Raw genomic sequence first — 15,907 nt, 5'->3', positions numbered from 1 at the left:
CCGCCGTCAACGTCTTGAAACGGGGGATCTCATGGCGTTCGGGAACAATCGCGTCCGTGGCGCGATCATCACAACGACGGCGGCCGCTCTGCTCGGCTCCGGAATGATCTACTTCGCTGCGCAGTCCTCGGCGGAGACCAACACGGGTGCGGCGCCGGTCAAGGCGCTCTACACCCCGGCGCCAACGGTCGGGAAGGCGGTCAAGTTCACCGTCACCGGTCAGCCGGGTGGCGCCGCGCTCGTCGAGTGGTCCGAGGTCGAGGCCACCGCGGGCGCCACGTTCACCGGCTATCGGGTGTGGTTCCAGGGCCATTACCTGCCGCCGAAGCCGCCGGGTCAGACGCCCGTCCCGTCGCCCAGCCCGCCGACCCCGGGCCCGCCGACGCCCGACGCGACGCAGAGCCTGCCCATCACCGCCCGGTCGGCCCGGTTCACCGGTCTCAATCCCGATCGTGAGTATTCGGTGTTCGTGGTGGCCCAGGGTCCGCAGGGGCAGACTCCGGCCCCGCCGACCGTCCTGCACGCGCCGGACCTGGCGCTCACCACGGCGCCGACGGCAGTGGTCTACGGCTCGGCGGTGACCCTCAGCGGCGCCACCCCGCGATCCGGCGAGACCGTGACGCTCGAGCGACGCGCGTCCGGCACCGCGGCCTGGACCAGGGTCGGGGCGGTCCGCAGCGGCGCGAACCTGCGCTGGAGCCTGGCCACCAAGCCGGCCGAGACGACCGCCTATCGGGTGACGTACGCGGGCTCGCAGAACTTCTGGGGCGCGACGATGACCAAGACGGTCACCGTGCGCTACCTGGTCTCGATCAAGGCGAGCACGGCCAAGACCAAGCCGAACCAGAAGGTCACGATCAGCGGCGCCGTCCGCCCGATCAAGGCCGGCGTCAAGGTCAGCCTGCAGCGCAAGTCCGGCGCCACCTGGGTCACGATCGCCGGCGGCACCGTCAAGGCCGACGGCTCGTACGCGATCGTGAAGGCCTTCGCCAAGGGCACCTGGCCCCTGCGCGTCGTCGCGACCGGCGGCACGACCCTCGCCTACGGCACGAGTGGCCAGGTCACCGTCGTCGCGAAGTAGTTAATCGGAGGCGCCCCGGATCTTGGCTAGCTACCTTTAGCGGGCTGAGATCCGGGAGGAGTGACTGCTGTGGAGAAGATCAACGAGCGACTGGTGAACTGGGCCAGCCTGCTGGAAGCGGAGACGAAGGGACAGGCCGAGAAAGCCTCCCGCCTCCCCTTCATCTTCCCGCACATCGCCCTCATGCCGGACGCGCACCTGGGCAAGGGCGCGACGGTCGGCTCGGTCATCCCGACGCTCGGCGCGATCATCCCGGCCGCGGTCGGGGTCGACATCGGCTGCGGGATGGCCGCGGTGCGCACGCAGTATCACCGTGACGAGCTCCGGCCGAACCTGGCCGGCCTGCGCACGGCGATCGAGAACGCCGTGCCGCTCAGCGCGGGTTCGTACAACACGAGCGTGAGCGACACCGCGCGTACGCGCATCGAAGTGCTCACGGCGAAGGCGGAGAAGGCCGGTTTCGAGCCGGGCCGCTACGCCGGTAACTGGGAGCTGCAGCTGGGCACGCTCGGCTCGGGCAACCACTTCATCGAGGTCACCGCGGACGAGAAGGGCCAGGTTTGGCTGTTCCTGCACTCGGGGTCGCGCGGCGTCGGCAACAAGATCGCCACGCATCACATCAAGGTGGCGCAGGAGTCGGCCAAGCGCTGGTGGATCGACCTGCCGGATCCCGACCTGGCCTACCTGGCCGAGGGCACGGACGAGTTCTGGGCGTACATCCGGCAGCTGCGCTGGGCTCAGGACTTCGCGCTGGCCAACCGCGACGAGATGATGGACCGCGTCGTGGACTGTTTCGCTCACTTTGCAGGCGGGGAAGTGCGCGAACTTGAGCGAGTGCAGTGCCACCACAACTACACGGAGCAGGAGACGCACTTCGGCAAGAAGGTGTGGCTCTCGCGCAAGGGCGCGATCAACGCCGAGAAGGGCCGGCCGGGCCTGATCCCGGGGTCGATGGGCGACGCGTCGTACGTGGTGGTCGGCAAGGGCAACCCGGTCGCGCTCAACTCGTCGCCGCACGGCGCGGGCCGGCAGCTGTCGCGGTCCAAGGCGCGCAAGACGTTCACCCGTGAGCAGCTGCGGGAGGCGATGAAGGGCATCGAGTACCGGGACACGGACGCGTTCCTGGACGAGATCCCGGGCGCCTACAAGCCGATCGACGTGGTCATGCAGGACGCGGACGACCTGGTCGAGGTGCGCCACACGCTGCGCCAGATCGTCAACGTGAAGGGCGACTAGAAGGGCGGTTTCCCGGTTCTGCGGCGGCTCACCGCAGGACCGGGAAGACCGTGCCCGCGATCAGGGCCCCGACGAGCGTTCCGGCCACAACTTGCGCGAAGGTGTGCGCCGCGAGCACCAACCGGGACCAGCCGATGAGCGGCACCAGCGGCACGGCGAGCAGCGCGATCGGCCCGTAGACGGCGATCAGCACGGCCGCGGTCCCGGCGGCCACCCCGGAGTGGATCGACATCTTCCAGAACGCGGTGACGGCGCCGAACACGATCAGGCCGGTGATGCCCGCCGCGAGCAGAGCGAGCAACTCGCGCGGTGCGCCCAGCAGGACGAGGGCGGCCGTGCCGATCGCGACCGATACCGCGCCGAAGATCAGCGGGCCGCGGCGGTGCTCGCGCTCGGGGATGTGGTGATTGGTGAGCTGTCCCCGGCGCACACCCCGGACTATGTACGCCATGGGGATGCCGGCGGCGAACACCGCAGCCGGCGCGCCCCACCATCGGGAGACGCCGGGCTGGTCGCCCGCGTGGAAGCCGACCACCATGAGCAGCACGGCAACGAGCACCCCCGGCGCGAACACCTCGGTGATCACGCGGGCGATCCTGATCCTCAACTGGGGTCCTGCGCCTTCCGGTAGGACGCCGGCGGCACGCCGACCATGCTGGTGAAGTCGCGCGTCAGGTGAGCCTGGTCGCTGTAGCCGAGCTCGGCCGCGAGCACGCCCAGGTCGACGGGCGTGCCGGCCTGGATGCGGTCGGACGCCTCGTGCAGGCGTGCGCGGCGGATGACCCATTTCGGGCTGACCCCGATGTATTCGGCGAACAACCGCTGCAACTGCCGGACGCCGACCGAGAACTCGCGGGCCAGGTCGTCCACGCGCGTGATGCCGGTGTCGTCGGCGGCCCGCGCGACGACGGCGGCGGCCAGTTCGGCGGCGGGGGCCGGCTGCTCGGGTGCACGTTCGGACAGAAAAACGTCCATTTCCCGTACGGCGTCCTGGTCGTTCGCGGTCAGGATGCGCTCGGCCAGGTCGTCGCCGAACACTGTCCCGACCGGCACGTAACGGCCGGTGATGGTCGAGACGGGAGCGCCCAGGAAGGGGTGGAAGCCGCCCGGCCGAAAACGCACACCGAACACGCGTCCGGCGCCCTCGAGCACTTCGTGGAACGGGCCCGTGACGACCCCGGCGATCCGGCAGCGGCCCGGCTTGAAGGTGACGTTGACGGCGGGATAGGGGAGGACACGCTGCTCGTACGGCTCCTGGCCGCGCAGGTCCCAGTTCACAATCCAGTAGTGCTCGACGTACGGGCTCAGCTGCGGGGCGGCGGTGGGCGCGCTGAAGTCGAACTTCCGCCGGCCGCGGCCCGGGTTGAGGATCGCCGGCACGCGGGGAAGCCTAACAAGTCGCATTTCTTCAAGAGCCCAGGTGAGGGTCGTTCCTAGGCTGGCCGGCATGGAACTTCACGACATCATGGTCCGGGCCCTCGCATCATCGGCGGCGGTCGTCCGCGACGTCACCCGCGCGCAGTCGGGCCTGCCCACGCCGTGCGCCGAGTGGGACGTGCGGGCGCTCTCGAACCATCTGCTCCTGGTTGTGGAAGCGCTCGAGCTGGCCGGCCGTGGCGAGCCGATCACGGACGAGCATTGGTCGCGCGATGCTGCGCGTTTGCCCGAGGCGGCGGTGAGCGCGCGGTCAAGCAACGCGGCGGCGGATGCGCGTTTGCCCGACGCGGCGATTAGTGCGCGGTCGAGCAACGCGGCGACGGATGCGCGTTTGTTTGACACCGTCGATGCCGATGCGCGTTCGTTCGGAGTGTCCGCCACCGACGCTTGGAAGGCGCCCGAGGTCTGGCAGCGGCCGGTGGTGATGGGTGGCATGCCGATGCCGGCCGAGATGGCTGTCGCGATGCTGGTCAGCGACGTGGTGATCCACGGCTGGGACCTCGCGCGAGCCACCGGTCAGGAGCTGCACGTCGACGACGACGTGGCCGCGACGACGCTGCGGTTCATGACAGCGATGGGCGACCAGGGGCGGGCGATGGGCATCTTCGCGCAACCGGTGGCCGTTCCCGGGCACGCTTCGATGCTCGATCGTGCGCTCGCGTTGAGCGGTCGTGACCCCTCTCACTGATCATTGCCGGGGTTGCGTGGCAACATTGCGACCTTATGAAGGTCGTGGAGCTCGAAGACGTCACCTTCCGCCGCGAGGGCAAGGAGATCCTGCACGGGGTCAGCCTGACCGTGCGCGAAGGTGAGCACTGGGCGCTGCTCGGCGCGAACGGGGCCGGCAAGAGCACGATCCTCGGCTTCTGCGGTGCGCTGACCCACCCGACCTCCGGCGTGGTCAGCGTGCTGGGCCACCGGCTCGGGCGCGTCGACCTGCAGGAGCTGCGCCGGGCGATCGGCCACGTCAACCCACGGCACCCGTTGCGCTCACCTCTGACCGTACGGGAAGTGGTGCTGACCGGTCTGCACGGCTCGATCGAGACGCCGCCGCGCCGCAAGGCCGAGCCGGAGGAGGTCGATCGGGCGGACGAGCTGATCGAGACGTTCGGGCTGGCCCGCCGGGCCGAGGAGCGCTGGCCGACGTTGTCGCAAGGTGAGCGAGGTCGCGCGCTTGTTGCTCGCGCGCTGATCAGCCGTCCGCGCCTGCTGCTGCTCGACGAGCCGTCCACCGGGCTCGACGTCGCCGCGCGCGAGCAACTGCTCGAGACGATCGACCTGCTCGACCGTACGCATCCCCGGCTGGCCTCGATCGTGGTCACGCACCACCTGGAGGAGCTGCCGACCAGCACCACCCACGCGCTGCTGCTCAGGGAGGGCCGCGTCGTCGTGGCCGGGCCCGCGGCCGAAGTGCTCACGACCGCGCATGTCTCGGACGCCTTCGACCATCCGATCCGGGTGACATTTGCCGACGGCCGCTGGGGTGCCAGGGCCGTCGCCCGCTCCGCGCGGTAGGTTGGCCATCCGTGGCTGACCCTTTGCGCCCCACCGACCCGCCGTCCGTCGGCCCGTACAGGTTGCTGTCCCGGCTCGGCGAGGGCGGCATGGGCTCGGTCTATCTGGCCGAGGCGCCCAGCGGCCGGCTCGTCGCCGTCAAGGTCATCCGCGCCGAGTACGCGCACGAGGAACACTTCCGCGCACGTTTCCGCAGCGAGGTGAGCCGGGCCCGGCAGGTGCCGCCGTTCTGCACGGCCGAGGTGCTCGACGCCGACCCCGACCACGCGACGCCCTACCTGGTCGTCGAATACGTGGACGGTCCGACGTTGAGCGAAGTCGTCGCCGAGAACGGCCCGCTGCACGGGGGCAGCCTGCACGGTGTCGCCGTCGGGGTGGCCACCGCGCTGGCCGCGATTCACGGAGCCGGGGTCATCCATCGGGACCTCAAGCCGCGCAACGTGCTGTTCGCCCTGGGCCAGCCCAAGGTGATCGACTTCGGGATCGCCCGGCCGCTCGAGCCGACCAGCTTCCACACGCGCGCCGAGGAGGTGGTCGGCACCCTGGCCTACATGGCCCCCGAGCGCCTCGACCCGGACACGGAGTCGCAGCTCACCCCGGCGGTCGACGTGTTCGCGTGGGGCGCCGTGGTGGCGTACGCCGGGAACGGCCGCACCCCCTTCGGCGGCGACACCCCGGCCGTGACTGCGGCCCGGATCCTGACCCAGCCGCCGCGTGTCGAGAACCTGCCGCCGTATCTGGCCGAGATGGTCAACGCGGCGCTCGACAAGCAGCCCGAGAACCGGCCGACGGCGGGCGAGCTGCTCGACCGGCTGCTGGTCACGGGCGCGCCGAGCGGGCCGCCGCTGCCCGCTCCGCTGCAGCGCTCGGCCGAGGCGGCCGCCCAGCAGTCCGGCCGGTTCTCCACCACGTCGTCACGCAAGCGCCGTTCCCGCCGCTCCGTCGTCCTGCTGGCGGCCGGGGCGACCGCGATGGCCGCCCTGGCCGGCGTCGGGTTCCGGACGCTCTCGCCCGCCGCGGCGCCGGCTCCCGCGCCCGCGCCGGCCTCGTCCGCCGTGGCGCCTCCGGTCGTCCCGGGGCCGAGCATCTTCGACCCGCTGCGCAAGGAGTCGATCTTCCAGACGACCGACTACTGCTCGTACCGCAACGGGCTGCGCGTGGAGGCGGCGAAGGCCTCGGTATGCGGGCCCTACACCGACACCGTCTTCCCTGCCAGTCAGAGCGTCGCCGTCACGGCCACCCTGGGCAACGCGCGGTCGTGCGCGACCATCTCGTTCCGCGCCGAGAACAAGGAGAACGACGAGTACGCCGACGGCTACCGGGCCGCGGTCTGCCCCGGCGCGGTCCGGCTGGCCAGCCTGATCGACGGCCTCGAGACGGTCATCGCCACGGCCCCGGTCGCCACGACGACCGGGACGGCGCACGAGTTGCGGCTGGTCGCCGACGACGAGCAGGCCACGCTCGCCGTCGACGGCAAGGAGGCCGTACGGGGTCCGCTCACCGAGTCGTCCCTGACCGGCGGGCGAGTGCTGCTCGGGGCGGTCTCGACCGGCGGCGGACGGGCGACCGTCACGTTCACCGACGCGCAGTTACGCTCGGGCGACGCCACCGGCGAGCCGGCCTTCATGACCGGTGACGCCCAGCTCACGGCCGGGATGCACATGCTCTACGACCGGGGCAAGGTGGCGATCCTGGAGCCCGCCGAATACGTGACCGGCGCCGAGTACTGCGAGCGTTTCGCGCTGCCGGCGACCTCGCCGCAGTGCGCGAAGAAGCTGGTGCCGGTGAACAGCGGGACCCGGGTCAGCCTGCCGATCGTGGCCGAGCCGCGCTACCTCGATTTTCGCCACGATCCGGCCAAGTGCCTCGACCCGAAGACCCATGCCGGCACGTGCGCGGTCTCGTTCGACACTTATGTGACGGTGTCGTCCGAGATCTCCCCGCGCCCGTCCCTGGTGACGATCCGGAACGGCCAGGTGGCCACGGTGGCCCGGATCAACCTCGAGTGACCAGGTCGATCTCCATGTGCAGCATGAACTTGCCGAGCCCGGACAGGGCGGCCTCGGTGTTGTCGAAGATCGGCCGGTCGCGGAAGCCCACCGACCGGTAGAGCCCGTGCGCCTCGCGCATGAAGGTGCCCGTTTCGAGGCGGGCGGTGGCGTAGCCGTTCGCTCGCGCGTCGGTCAGCAGGCGCAACAGGATCGCCCGGCCGACACCCTGCCCGCGCGCTTGCGGGCGTACGTACATGCGTTTGATCTCGGCCGTGCCGGCGTCCACGGGTTTGAGGGCGCCCACGCCGACCGGGGTCCGATCGTCGTCGCGGGCGATCAGGAGCCGGCCGCGCGGGCCGAGCAGGTGCGGCAGCTCGCGCGTGAACTCGGCGTGGTGCGCCGCGACGGACGCCGCCGAGTCGTCGAAGATCACTCCGTGCTCGGCCGTGAGCCGCTCACCGCACCAGGCCAGGTATTCCAGCATCAGCGGGGCCGTGAGCGCCTCCGCCTCGGCGGGCCGGCCGTCCAGCCTCTCGATGTCCACCATGGACCTCGAACGTACGCGGTGCCGCCGCCGGGCGCTGTCGTGAATCCGGCGCGGGCTATGTCGTTTGCGTCAGTCGTGTCGTCCGGGGAGGCTCTCGGCATGGAACCACCCGAGATGATCAACGCCGGTGAGCTCGTGCTCAAACGCTGGGAGCCGGCCTGGGCCCCGGAGCTCCTGGTCGCGATCAAGGAGTCGCTGCCCGAGCTGCGGCAGTTCTTGCCCTGGGCCACCGAGGCCTACAACCTGGATGACGGGGTCGACTACATCACGCGGTCGCGGGAGGGCTGGGCCGACGGCGAGCAGTTCAACTACGCGATCTTCACCAGCGTGGGGGAGCTGGTCGGCTCGATCGGGCTGATGACCCGGATGGGGCCGGGCGTGCTCGAGATCGGCTACTGGATGCGGTCGCCCTACGCGGGGCGCGGCTACATGACGGCGGCGGTCAACGCGCTGACGCGGGTGGCGCTGACTCTGCCGGGGATCACCCGGGTGGCCATCCAGCACGACGAAGCCAACAAGCCGTCGGCGGCGGTGGCCATCAAGGCCGGGTTCGCCGAGGTGCGCCGCGCGCCCCGCGAGGTGGAGGCGCCGGGGGAGAGCGGAACCACGATCGTCCGGGAAAGACAACATTGACGTACGCCACTCGATCGAAATAACTTACGAGGAACCTCCGGAAGTTGCGGGAGCGAATCCACCGACGTTCCTCGAAGGAGTTCCACGTGAAGAGAGCAACCCGTGCCGTGGTGGCCGTCCTCGCCGCCACGGCAACTCTCAGTTTTGTTGTCCAACCCGTGCAGGCGGGTGGCAAGGACCGATCGCTTCGCTCGGTAGCTCCCCGAGACTTGCGGATCGGCACCGCGGTCGCCGGCGGCGGTCATCACGTCGACCAGCCGTATCCGGACCCGTTCCCCAACGACAAGCCGTACCGGCGGGTGCTGGCCAAGGAGTTCAACTCCGTCTCGCCCGAGAACCAGATGAAGTGGGAGTTCATCCACCCCGAGCGCAACAGATACAACTTCGGGCCGGCCGACGCGATCGTGCGTTTCGCCCGGGCGAACGGGCAGGTCGTGCGCGGGCACACGCTGCTGTGGCACAGCCAGAACCCGGCGTGGCTCAACGAGGGCACCTTCACCAAGGCCGAGCTGAGGCAGATCCTCAAGAGCCACATCTTCACCGTCGTCGGCCACTACCGGGGCAAGATCCAGCAGTGGGACGTGGCCAACGAGATCTTCAACGAGAACGGCGAATACCGCCAGGAGAACATCTGGATCCGTGAGCTCGGCCCGGGCATCGTCGCGGACGCCTTCCGCTGGGCCCACCAGGCCGACCCGCGGGCCAAGCTGTTCCTCAACGACTACGGCGTCGAGTGGCCCGGGGTGAAGGTCGACGCCTACGAGACCCTGGCCAAGCAGCTGCTCGCCGCGCGGGTGCCGCTGCACGGCTTCGCCTCGCAGGCCCACCTGAGCATGCGCTACGGCGCGCCCGACCAGCTCGCGGGCGTGCTCCAGCGCTTCGACGACCTCGGCCTCGAGACCGCGATCACCGAGCTCGACGTGCGCATGGACCTGCCCGCCGGCGGCGTGCCCACCGCGGAGCAGCTGACCACGCAGGCCTCGTACTACAAGACCGTGCTGGACGCGTGCCTCGCGGTCGACGACTGCAACTCGTTCACGATCTGGGGCTTCACCGACAAATACTCCTGGGTGCCGGTCTTCTTCCCGGCCGAGGGCGCCGCGACGGTGATGTGGGACGACTTCGCCAAGAAGCCGGCCTACTACGCCCTGCGCGACACCCTGGCCCGCGCCCGACGCTGACCCGCTCGCCCGCCCGGACCCCCGTCTCCTCGGCCCCGGGCGGGCGTGGGGATCACTTCGCGTCAAGCACCTCGCGCAGCTTGGCCGCGAAGTTGTCCGGGTCGCCCATCTGGCCGAACTCGCCGCCCAGGAAGCCGCCGTGGTGGCTCGGGAACGTCACCGGCTCGAGCCCGAGGCGGGCGGCCACGGCCTCACCGGCGCGGTGGGCGAGCTCGCCCTGCGATTCCTCGCCGACGCCGACCACGATGCGCGTCGAGGCGGAGCGCAGCTTGTCGAAGTCGGGCTCGTAGTGCGTACAGGGAATGAGGTTTTGCCCGATGAGGATGTCGTCGCGGGAGCCGTCATCCTCCGACGACATGCCGAACTCCTCGGGGGAGGGGCCGGGCTGGTCGATCCAGCCGGCCGGGAACTCGCCCTTGAAGCTGGTGCTCAGGATGAACTTGACCATCGCCGGGCCCGAGCCCGACTTCTGGTAGAGGTCGTAGATGCCCTGCACGGCGGCCAGCGCGTTCTCCCGGTCGGGCAGCGTGGTCAGGGCGGGCGGCTCGTGCGCGACCAGCGTGCGCACCTGCTTGGGGTGGGCGGTGACCAGGGCCAGGCCGTTGACCGCGCCGCCGCTGCTGGCGAACACGTCGACCGGGCCGTCGCCGAGGGTGTCGATCAAGCGGCTCAGGTCGTCGGCGTGCTGCTCGGGCGTCGCGGTGCGCTGATCGCCGGTGAACGTGCTGCGGGTGATGCCGCGCGGGTCGTAGGTGACCACCTTGCGGTCGGGGAAGTGACTCGCCAGCGTGGCGAAGCCGCTCGCATCCATCGGCGAGCCGATCAGCAGCAGGGTGGGGCCGTCGCCGGGTCGCACGTCGTACGTGATCTCGGCGCCGTCCGTGGTCAGGGTGTGCGTCTCAGCAGTCACTTCAGTGCCTCTCGTCGCTCAAGTCTTGCTGGTATGACCTGCCGTGCCGCCCGAACTCATCGGTGCCGCCGGAAGAAATCGTGGCTTTCTCCGGCGGTACCTCGACATCAGCCGAAAGTCGCAGTCGATCGGGTACGTTTCCGGCTCACAGCCGATGCGAGAATGCCTGCGGCTCCGGGATTCTCTACTCCGGAACCGACCACGGGAGGGTCACGATGACTATCGAGGATGACAACCGGCCGGCGCGGCAGCGGGTCGCCCTGACCGGCATCAGCTCGCGGGCCTGGGAGCATCCCGCCGACCGGGGCGCGCTGACGGCGCTGCGCGAGCTGCGCGGCTTCGACGACGTGGTGCGCGGCCTGTTCGGCATGTGGAACGAGCGGGGGTTCCGCCTGTCGTACCTGGCCGGCGCGATCCGTGTCGACCACCGGCAGTATCCGCGCGTCCACGGCCTGTTCGCCGAGGCCGCCGACGCGCTCGACGTCGCCGAGCGCCCCGAGCTGTTCGTGAGCCAGTCGCCGATCATCAGCGGCAAGGCGATCGGGATGGACCGGCCGTTCATCGTGATCAGCACGGGCTCGGTCGACAAGCTGGACGACGAGGAGCTGCGCACGCTGCTCGGCCGCGAGATCGGCCACGTCCGCAGCGGCCACGCCGTCTACCAGACGATCATGACGATCCTGACCCGCTGGGTCACCAACATCAGCTGGGTGCCGGTGGGCGTGATCGCGATGCGGGCGATCATCGCGGCGATGTACGAGTGGTGGCGCAAGGCCGAGCTGTCGGCCGACCGGGCGGGCCTGCTCGCCGCGCAGGATCCGGCGGCGTCGCTGCGCCTGTTCATGAAGATGGCCGGCGGCGGCGACCTCTCGCAGATCGACACCGTGGCGTTCCTGGAGCAGGCCGCGGAGTACGAGGGCGGCGGCGACATCCGCGACAGCATTCACAAGATCGGCATGACCGCGTTCAGCGACCAGCCGGTGCCGGTGGCGCGCGCCTCCGAGCTGCAGAAGTGGGTCGACTCGGGGGAGTACGCCCGGATCCTGGGCGGCGACTACCCGCGTCGCGACGACGACCGTGACGCCTCGGTGACCGCCGACATCAAGGACGCGGCCGCCAGCTATCGCGACACGATCCGCGACACCCCCGACCCGCTGGTCACCTTCGCCCGCAAGGCCGCGGGCGGGGCGGCCGACCTGGTGGGCTCGGCCGCGCGCGGTGCTCGCGACTGGGCCAGGGGCCGCGGCGACAACAACGGCAGCAACTGATCGAAAGGGGCGGCGCGACCGCGCCGCCCCTTTCAGTGCGCGTCGTGCTCGGCCATCACGTCCTGGCGGGTCGGCTCCTCGCGCAGGATCGCCGCGTTCAGCCACTCGTCGGGCACGGCGAACGCGTCGACCAGCGTCGTCATGTGCGGCCGGAGCTGCCGGAGCAGGTCGTTGACCATGCCGGTGACCGCCTTGGAACGGGCCGGGGTCAGCCGCTGGTGCTCCAGATACCAGCCCTTGTGCGCCTCGATCGTGGTCAGGGCGTACAGGTCGCAGACCTTGCTCAGCAGCGCCCGGACCTCGTCGTCGGCCGTGCGGTCGAGGCCGGCCACGAACGCCTCGAGCACGATCCGGTCGATGTGCGCGCGAGCAACTTCGAGCACGTGATCCTGCACGTCGTTGAAGATGTCGAACTGGCGGTCCTTCTTCTGGGCGGCGCCGCTGCGCAGCCGCCGCACCGCGCCTTCGAGCAGGTGCTTCTCGCGATCCTCGAACAGCGCCAGGTGCCAGCCGCGGTGGGTCAGCGCGACCTCCTCGTCCCGGCCGGGCACCGCGTCGATCAGCCTCTGGATCACACCCCGGGCCGCCGTACGCTCGAGGACCATCGAGCGCACCTGGTCCGCGACGAACGTGGCCCGGCCCCAGCCGTCGAGCGAGCCGAACGCGTCGCGATACCCGGTGAGCAGGCCCTTCGCGACCAGTTGGAGCAGTACGGTGTTGTCGCCCTCGAACGTGGTGAAGACGTCGGTGTCCGCTTTGAGCCCGGGCAGCCTGTTCTCGGCCAGATAGCCGGCGCCGCCGCAGGCCTCGCGCGCGGCCTGGATCGCGCGGGTGGCGTGCCACGTCTGGGCCGCCTTGAGGCCGGCCGCGCGCGACTCGAGCTCGCGCTGCCGGTGCTCGTCGACCGGGCCGTCGGCCGTCTGCACCTCGTGCAGCGCGTTGACCAGCTCGTCCTGGGCGAAATGGAGCGCGTACGCGTTGGCCAGGTTCGTCGTGAGGATGCGCTGGTGGGCCAGGTAGTCGTTGAGCGCGATCTCGCGATCCTCGCCCGGCGCGCCGAACTGACGGCGCGACTCCCCATACCGTACGGCGATGGTGAGTGCGCTCTTGGCGGCGTTCGCGGCCGAACCGCCGACCACCACGCGGCCGCGCACGAGCGTGCCCAGCATGGTGAAGAAGCGGCGGACGTCGTTGTCGATCGTGCTCGTGTACGAGCCGTCGGGCCCGACCTGGCCATAGCGGTCGAGCAGCATCTCGCGCGGGACGCTGACGTGATCGAACGCGAGGCGCCCGTTGTCGACGCCGAGCAGGCCGGCCTTGTGCCCGTCGTCGCCGATCGACACGCCCGGCATCGGGTTGCCGTCCTCGTCGCGGATCGGGACCAGCCAGGCGTGCACGCCATAGCGCTTGCCGCCGGTGATGAGCTGGGCGAACACGACCGCCAGGCGCCCGTCGCGCGCCGCGTTGCCGATGTAGTCCTTGCGGGCCGCCTCGTGCGGGGTGTGCAGGTCGAACGTCTGCGTCGCGGGGTCATAGGTGCACGTGGTGCGCAGTTGCTGCACGTCGGAGCCGTGACCGGTCTCCGTCATGGCGAAACAGCCCAGCAGGTCGGCCGAGATGATGTCTCGCAGGTAGCGGTCGTGGTGGTATTTCGTGCCGAGCGCGGTGACTGCCCCGCCGAACAGGCCCCACTGCACGCCGGCCTTCACCATGAGCGACAGGTCGATCTGCGCGAGCATCTCGGCCGCGACCACGGAGCCACCGGGATCGGACTGGCCGCCGTACTCGATCGGGAAGCCCGCCGCGACGCCCGGGTCGGACGGCAACTCACGCAGCAGCCGGGTGACGCGTTCGCGCGCCTCGTCGATCGTCTCGCCGTACACGGTGACGAACTTGTCACCGGCCAGCTCGGTGCGCGCGGCCTTGCGAACGTGCGCCCACCTGCCGTCGAGAACGTCCTGGAGTCGTTCGCTGAGCATGTCGCCTCCACCCTTGTTACTGGTGAGTAGCAACGTTACCCCGGCCGGGTGGCGATCAAGCGGTGAAGCTCGCCACGCCGGGTGTTTCAGGCGGCCAGGACCCAGCGTGACCCGTACAGGTCCTCGACGACACCGCGCGCCCAGCGCATGCGGGGAGCGGCGGACTCGGGATGGTCGCCGTACTCCCCGGCGACGTCGGCCGCGCATCCCCGGACGCCGCCGTGCATGCGCACCGCGTGACGGATCGCCTGCTCGACGGCGACGTAGGAGGGCTTGCTGCCGGTGGACAAGTGGCTCGTGAACAGCGCTTCCGCGCGGGCGACGGTCAGGATCGGGGCGGTGGTGGTCATGAGGATCTCCTCCTTCGTCTGACACTCTCCGTAGATAAGACCAGTGGTGTGCGGAGAACTCATCGCCAAGTTAGCCCCGGGGTACGACAATTTCTGCTGCGCGGCCGCGTGGTTAGCCCGCAGTCATGACGTCGTCACCCGTACGTCGGGTGCTGCGGCCAGCCCGCGGGCGAGTCCTCCCAGTCCTCCTGCCGCCCGTACGCGCTCAGATCCTTCACGTTGTTCGAGAACAGCAGCCGGTCGACGCCGCGCCGAGTGGTGCTGTATGTCCGATAGACGTCGTCACCGTCGCGCAGGAACATGCTGAACAGGAAGCCGCCGCCGGCCCCGCAGTCGTCCGCGAACGTCGTGTTGCGCGACGACACGAACGGAAGTGTCCATTTACGCTCGGCCTTGTACCACTCGATCTGCTCGATCGGCATGTTCGACACCGTCGCCCAGCTGATCCCGTGCGCGGCGAGCATCTCCAGCGCATGACCGGGCACGTTGTCGGTGAACGCCGTGCACCCCGGGCAGAAGTGCTCGGGCCCGTTGTCCATGAACTGGTAAACGGCCAACTCCGGACGGCCCTCGAACAACTCGAGCAGCGAGCGTTTGCCGTCGCTGGCGTCGAAGACGTAGTGGTTCGACACCAGAACCATGGGCAGCCGGCGCCGTCGTGCCGCGATCGCGTCCAACTGCCGCGTCGCTTCCTTCTCCGCGACGAGCAGGTCCGCGCGCTCCCGCTCCCACTCCTCGACCGTCACTACCTGCGGCTTCTGCATTCCCGCCACGTTTCCCCCGCGGCCTTCGGCAAAACCTTTCCCCGTACGCCCACTAGCTCGCCGAAGTCGCCCACCAGTCGCGTACGGGGAGCCGGATCCAGCGGTCGGGGTCGGTGAACGGGCGAGCGCCGGCCGGCCGCACTCCGGCGTAGGCGCAGCAATACGCGACGGCGTGATGCTGATACAGGAAATCGCGCAGGATCTCGGTGGCGGTCGCGTCGGCCGCGGACCAGCCGCCGCCCGGATGCAGATCCCAACCCGTGATCGCCCCGTCGTGGACCGACGCGCCCTGGTTGCCGCTCTTGGGGTTGGCGTACATGCCGTAACAGGTCGTGCCGGCTGACAGCAGCAGCGCGACCAGCGGCATGGACGCGCCGTAAGCCCACGGTTGGCTGACCACGCAGCCACCGGGCACATCGGTGACACCCAGCGTTCGCATGGACTCGTCGTCCGTGGCGTCCCACATGTCCTCGGCGGCGATCGACTCCTGGACCGCCGCGGCGTCCAGGCGCCGCACCGCCTCGGCGGCGTCGATGCCCGCGACGCAGCACAGGCTCATGCCGTCGCCGTCGATCGCGGCGAGCGCATCGATGAGCTCGCGCGCCTCGGCGACCGCGGAGACCTCGGCGTCGGTCAGTGCCGCGCTTGTCTCGAACAGGTCGGGCGTCGCGCCGGCCAGGCTCAGCCGCGCGGGTGACCAGCCGGCCATCATCGGCCGCTCGGGGTCCGCGCCGGCCGCCACGAGTGCGCGGGCGTTGGCGGGCCGGCCGGCCTGGACGGCGAGCCAGAGCGCGGTGTGCCCGTCGCCGACGGCATCCACGTCGTCGACGAGCGCGGCCAGCTCGGCCACCACTTCGGCCGAGCCCTCCCGCGCGGCATGGTGCAGCGGCCGGCCGTTTCCCCGTACGAGGGTGTTCGGATCGGCGCCGGCCGCGAGCTGGGCCCGCACCCAGGCGAGATCCGACCACGACCCGTATCCGAAGCGCGACCAGCCGGACTCCGTCATGCCTGCCTC

General features: G+C 70.3%; 16 protein-coding genes. 8 read left to right on the top strand and 8 right to left on the bottom strand.

Features of this window, described 5'->3' with window-relative positions; translation table 11 throughout:
• Positions 1–31: 31 nt before the first annotated feature.
• Both JKJ07_RS35530 and JKJ07_RS35525 read left to right on the top strand, forming a co-directional pair.
• A complete protein-coding gene (locus tag JKJ07_RS35530; protein ID WP_202996325.1) occupies positions 32–1,081 on the top strand; it encodes a hypothetical protein in 1,050 nt (349 codons plus the stop codon).
• 69 nt (positions 1,082–1,150) lie between these two features.
• Positions 1,151–2,317 (top strand): RtcB family protein, encoded by a 1,167-nt coding sequence (locus JKJ07_RS35525; protein ID WP_202996324.1) that lies wholly within the window; start codon positions 1,151–1,153, stop codon positions 2,315–2,317.
• Positions 2,318–2,345: 28 nt separating this feature from the next.
• Here JKJ07_RS35525 and JKJ07_RS35520 read toward each other — a convergent pair whose 3' ends face one another.
• Both JKJ07_RS35520 and JKJ07_RS35515 read right to left on the bottom strand, forming a co-directional pair.
• Complete coding sequence (locus tag JKJ07_RS35520; protein WP_236030405.1) at positions 2,346–2,924, bottom strand: phosphatase PAP2 family protein; 579 nt, start codon at positions 2,922–2,924, stop codon at positions 2,346–2,348.
• Entirely contained in the window at positions 2,921–3,697 is a 777-nt protein-coding gene (locus JKJ07_RS35515; protein ID WP_307834574.1) for an AraC family transcriptional regulator, read from the bottom strand. The genes JKJ07_RS35520 and JKJ07_RS35515 overlap by 4 nt, the downstream gene beginning before the upstream one ends.
• Before the next feature lie 67 nt (positions 3,698–3,764).
• On the opposite strand from JKJ07_RS35515, the gene JKJ07_RS35510 reads away from it, so the two are divergent.
• The 3 genes from JKJ07_RS35510 to JKJ07_RS35500 are packed head-to-tail and all read left to right on the top strand — an operon-like array spanning position 3,765 to position 7,278.
• Positions 3,765–4,442, top strand: a complete 678-nt coding sequence (locus JKJ07_RS35510) for a TIGR03086 family metal-binding protein (protein WP_202996322.1) — start codon at positions 3,765–3,767, stop codon at positions 4,440–4,442.
• A 35-nt stretch (positions 4,443–4,477) separates the two neighbouring features.
• Positions 4,478–5,269: an ABC transporter ATP-binding protein gene (locus JKJ07_RS35505; protein WP_202996321.1), complete on the top strand. Its 792-nt coding sequence runs from the start codon at positions 4,478–4,480 to the stop codon at positions 5,267–5,269.
• 11 nt (positions 5,270–5,280) lie between these two features.
• Entirely contained in the window at positions 5,281–7,278 is a 1,998-nt protein-coding gene (locus JKJ07_RS35500) for a serine/threonine-protein kinase (protein ID WP_202996320.1), read from the top strand.
• Here the strand turns inward: JKJ07_RS35500 and JKJ07_RS35495 are convergent.
• Positions 7,265–7,807 carry a GNAT family N-acetyltransferase gene (locus JKJ07_RS35495; RefSeq protein ID WP_202996319.1) on the bottom strand — a complete coding sequence of 181 codons (543 nt, stop codon included), beginning with the start codon at positions 7,805–7,807 and terminating at the stop codon, positions 7,265–7,267. The two genes, JKJ07_RS35500 and JKJ07_RS35495, sit on opposite strands and share 14 nt — an antisense overlap.
• A gap of 99 nt (positions 7,808–7,906) precedes the next feature.
• On the opposite strand from JKJ07_RS35495, the gene JKJ07_RS35490 reads away from it, so the two are divergent.
• Positions 7,907–8,440, top strand: coding sequence for a GNAT family N-acetyltransferase (locus tag JKJ07_RS35490; RefSeq protein ID WP_202996318.1), 534 nt, complete (start codon positions 7,907–7,909; stop codon positions 8,438–8,440).
• 86 nt (positions 8,441–8,526) lie between these two features.
• Complete coding sequence (locus JKJ07_RS35485) at positions 8,527–9,621, top strand: endo-1,4-beta-xylanase (RefSeq protein ID WP_202996317.1); 1,095 nt, start codon at positions 8,527–8,529, stop codon at positions 9,619–9,621.
• A gap of 52 nt (positions 9,622–9,673) precedes the next feature.
• Here the strand turns inward: JKJ07_RS35485 and JKJ07_RS35480 are convergent, their stop codons facing one another.
• Positions 9,674–10,531 (bottom strand): alpha/beta fold hydrolase, encoded by an 858-nt coding sequence (locus tag JKJ07_RS35480; protein WP_307834573.1) that lies wholly within the window; start codon positions 10,529–10,531, stop codon positions 9,674–9,676.
• Between the two features lie 215 nt (positions 10,532–10,746).
• Here JKJ07_RS35480 and JKJ07_RS35475 point away from each other — a divergent pair, with 215 nt between their 5' ends.
• Entirely contained in the window at positions 10,747–11,799 is a 1,053-nt protein-coding gene (locus tag JKJ07_RS35475; protein WP_202996316.1) for a M48 family metallopeptidase, read from the top strand.
• 32 nt (positions 11,800–11,831) lie between these two features.
• Here JKJ07_RS35475 and JKJ07_RS35470 read toward each other — a convergent pair whose 3' ends face one another.
• From JKJ07_RS35470 to JKJ07_RS35455, 4 genes are all read right to left on the bottom strand, one after another.
• Positions 11,832–13,778 (bottom strand): acyl-CoA dehydrogenase family protein, encoded by a 1,947-nt coding sequence (locus JKJ07_RS35470; protein ID WP_202996315.1) that lies wholly within the window; start codon positions 13,776–13,778, stop codon positions 11,832–11,834.
• Between the two features lie 86 nt (positions 13,779–13,864).
• A complete protein-coding gene (locus JKJ07_RS35465) occupies positions 13,865–14,128 on the bottom strand; it encodes a hypothetical protein (RefSeq protein ID WP_202996314.1) in 264 nt (87 codons plus the stop codon).
• A 134-nt stretch (positions 14,129–14,262) separates the two neighbouring features.
• On the bottom strand, positions 14,263–14,892 hold the full coding sequence (locus tag JKJ07_RS35460; RefSeq protein ID WP_202996313.1) for a DUF899 family protein: 630 nt from the start codon (positions 14,890–14,892) through the stop codon (positions 14,263–14,265).
• 52 nt (positions 14,893–14,944) lie between these two features.
• Positions 14,945–15,898 (bottom strand): ankyrin repeat domain-containing protein, encoded by a 954-nt coding sequence (locus tag JKJ07_RS35455; RefSeq protein ID WP_202996312.1) that lies wholly within the window; start codon positions 15,896–15,898, stop codon positions 14,945–14,947.
• Between the last annotated feature and the right edge of the window lie 9 nt (positions 15,899–15,907).

It is taken from the genome of Paractinoplanes lichenicola (assembly GCF_016785085.1).
GTDB classification, from domain to species: domain Bacteria; phylum Actinomycetota; class Actinomycetes; order Mycobacteriales; family Micromonosporaceae; genus Actinoplanes; species Actinoplanes lichenicola.
This window is presented reverse-complemented; position numbering and strand designations above follow the sequence as displayed.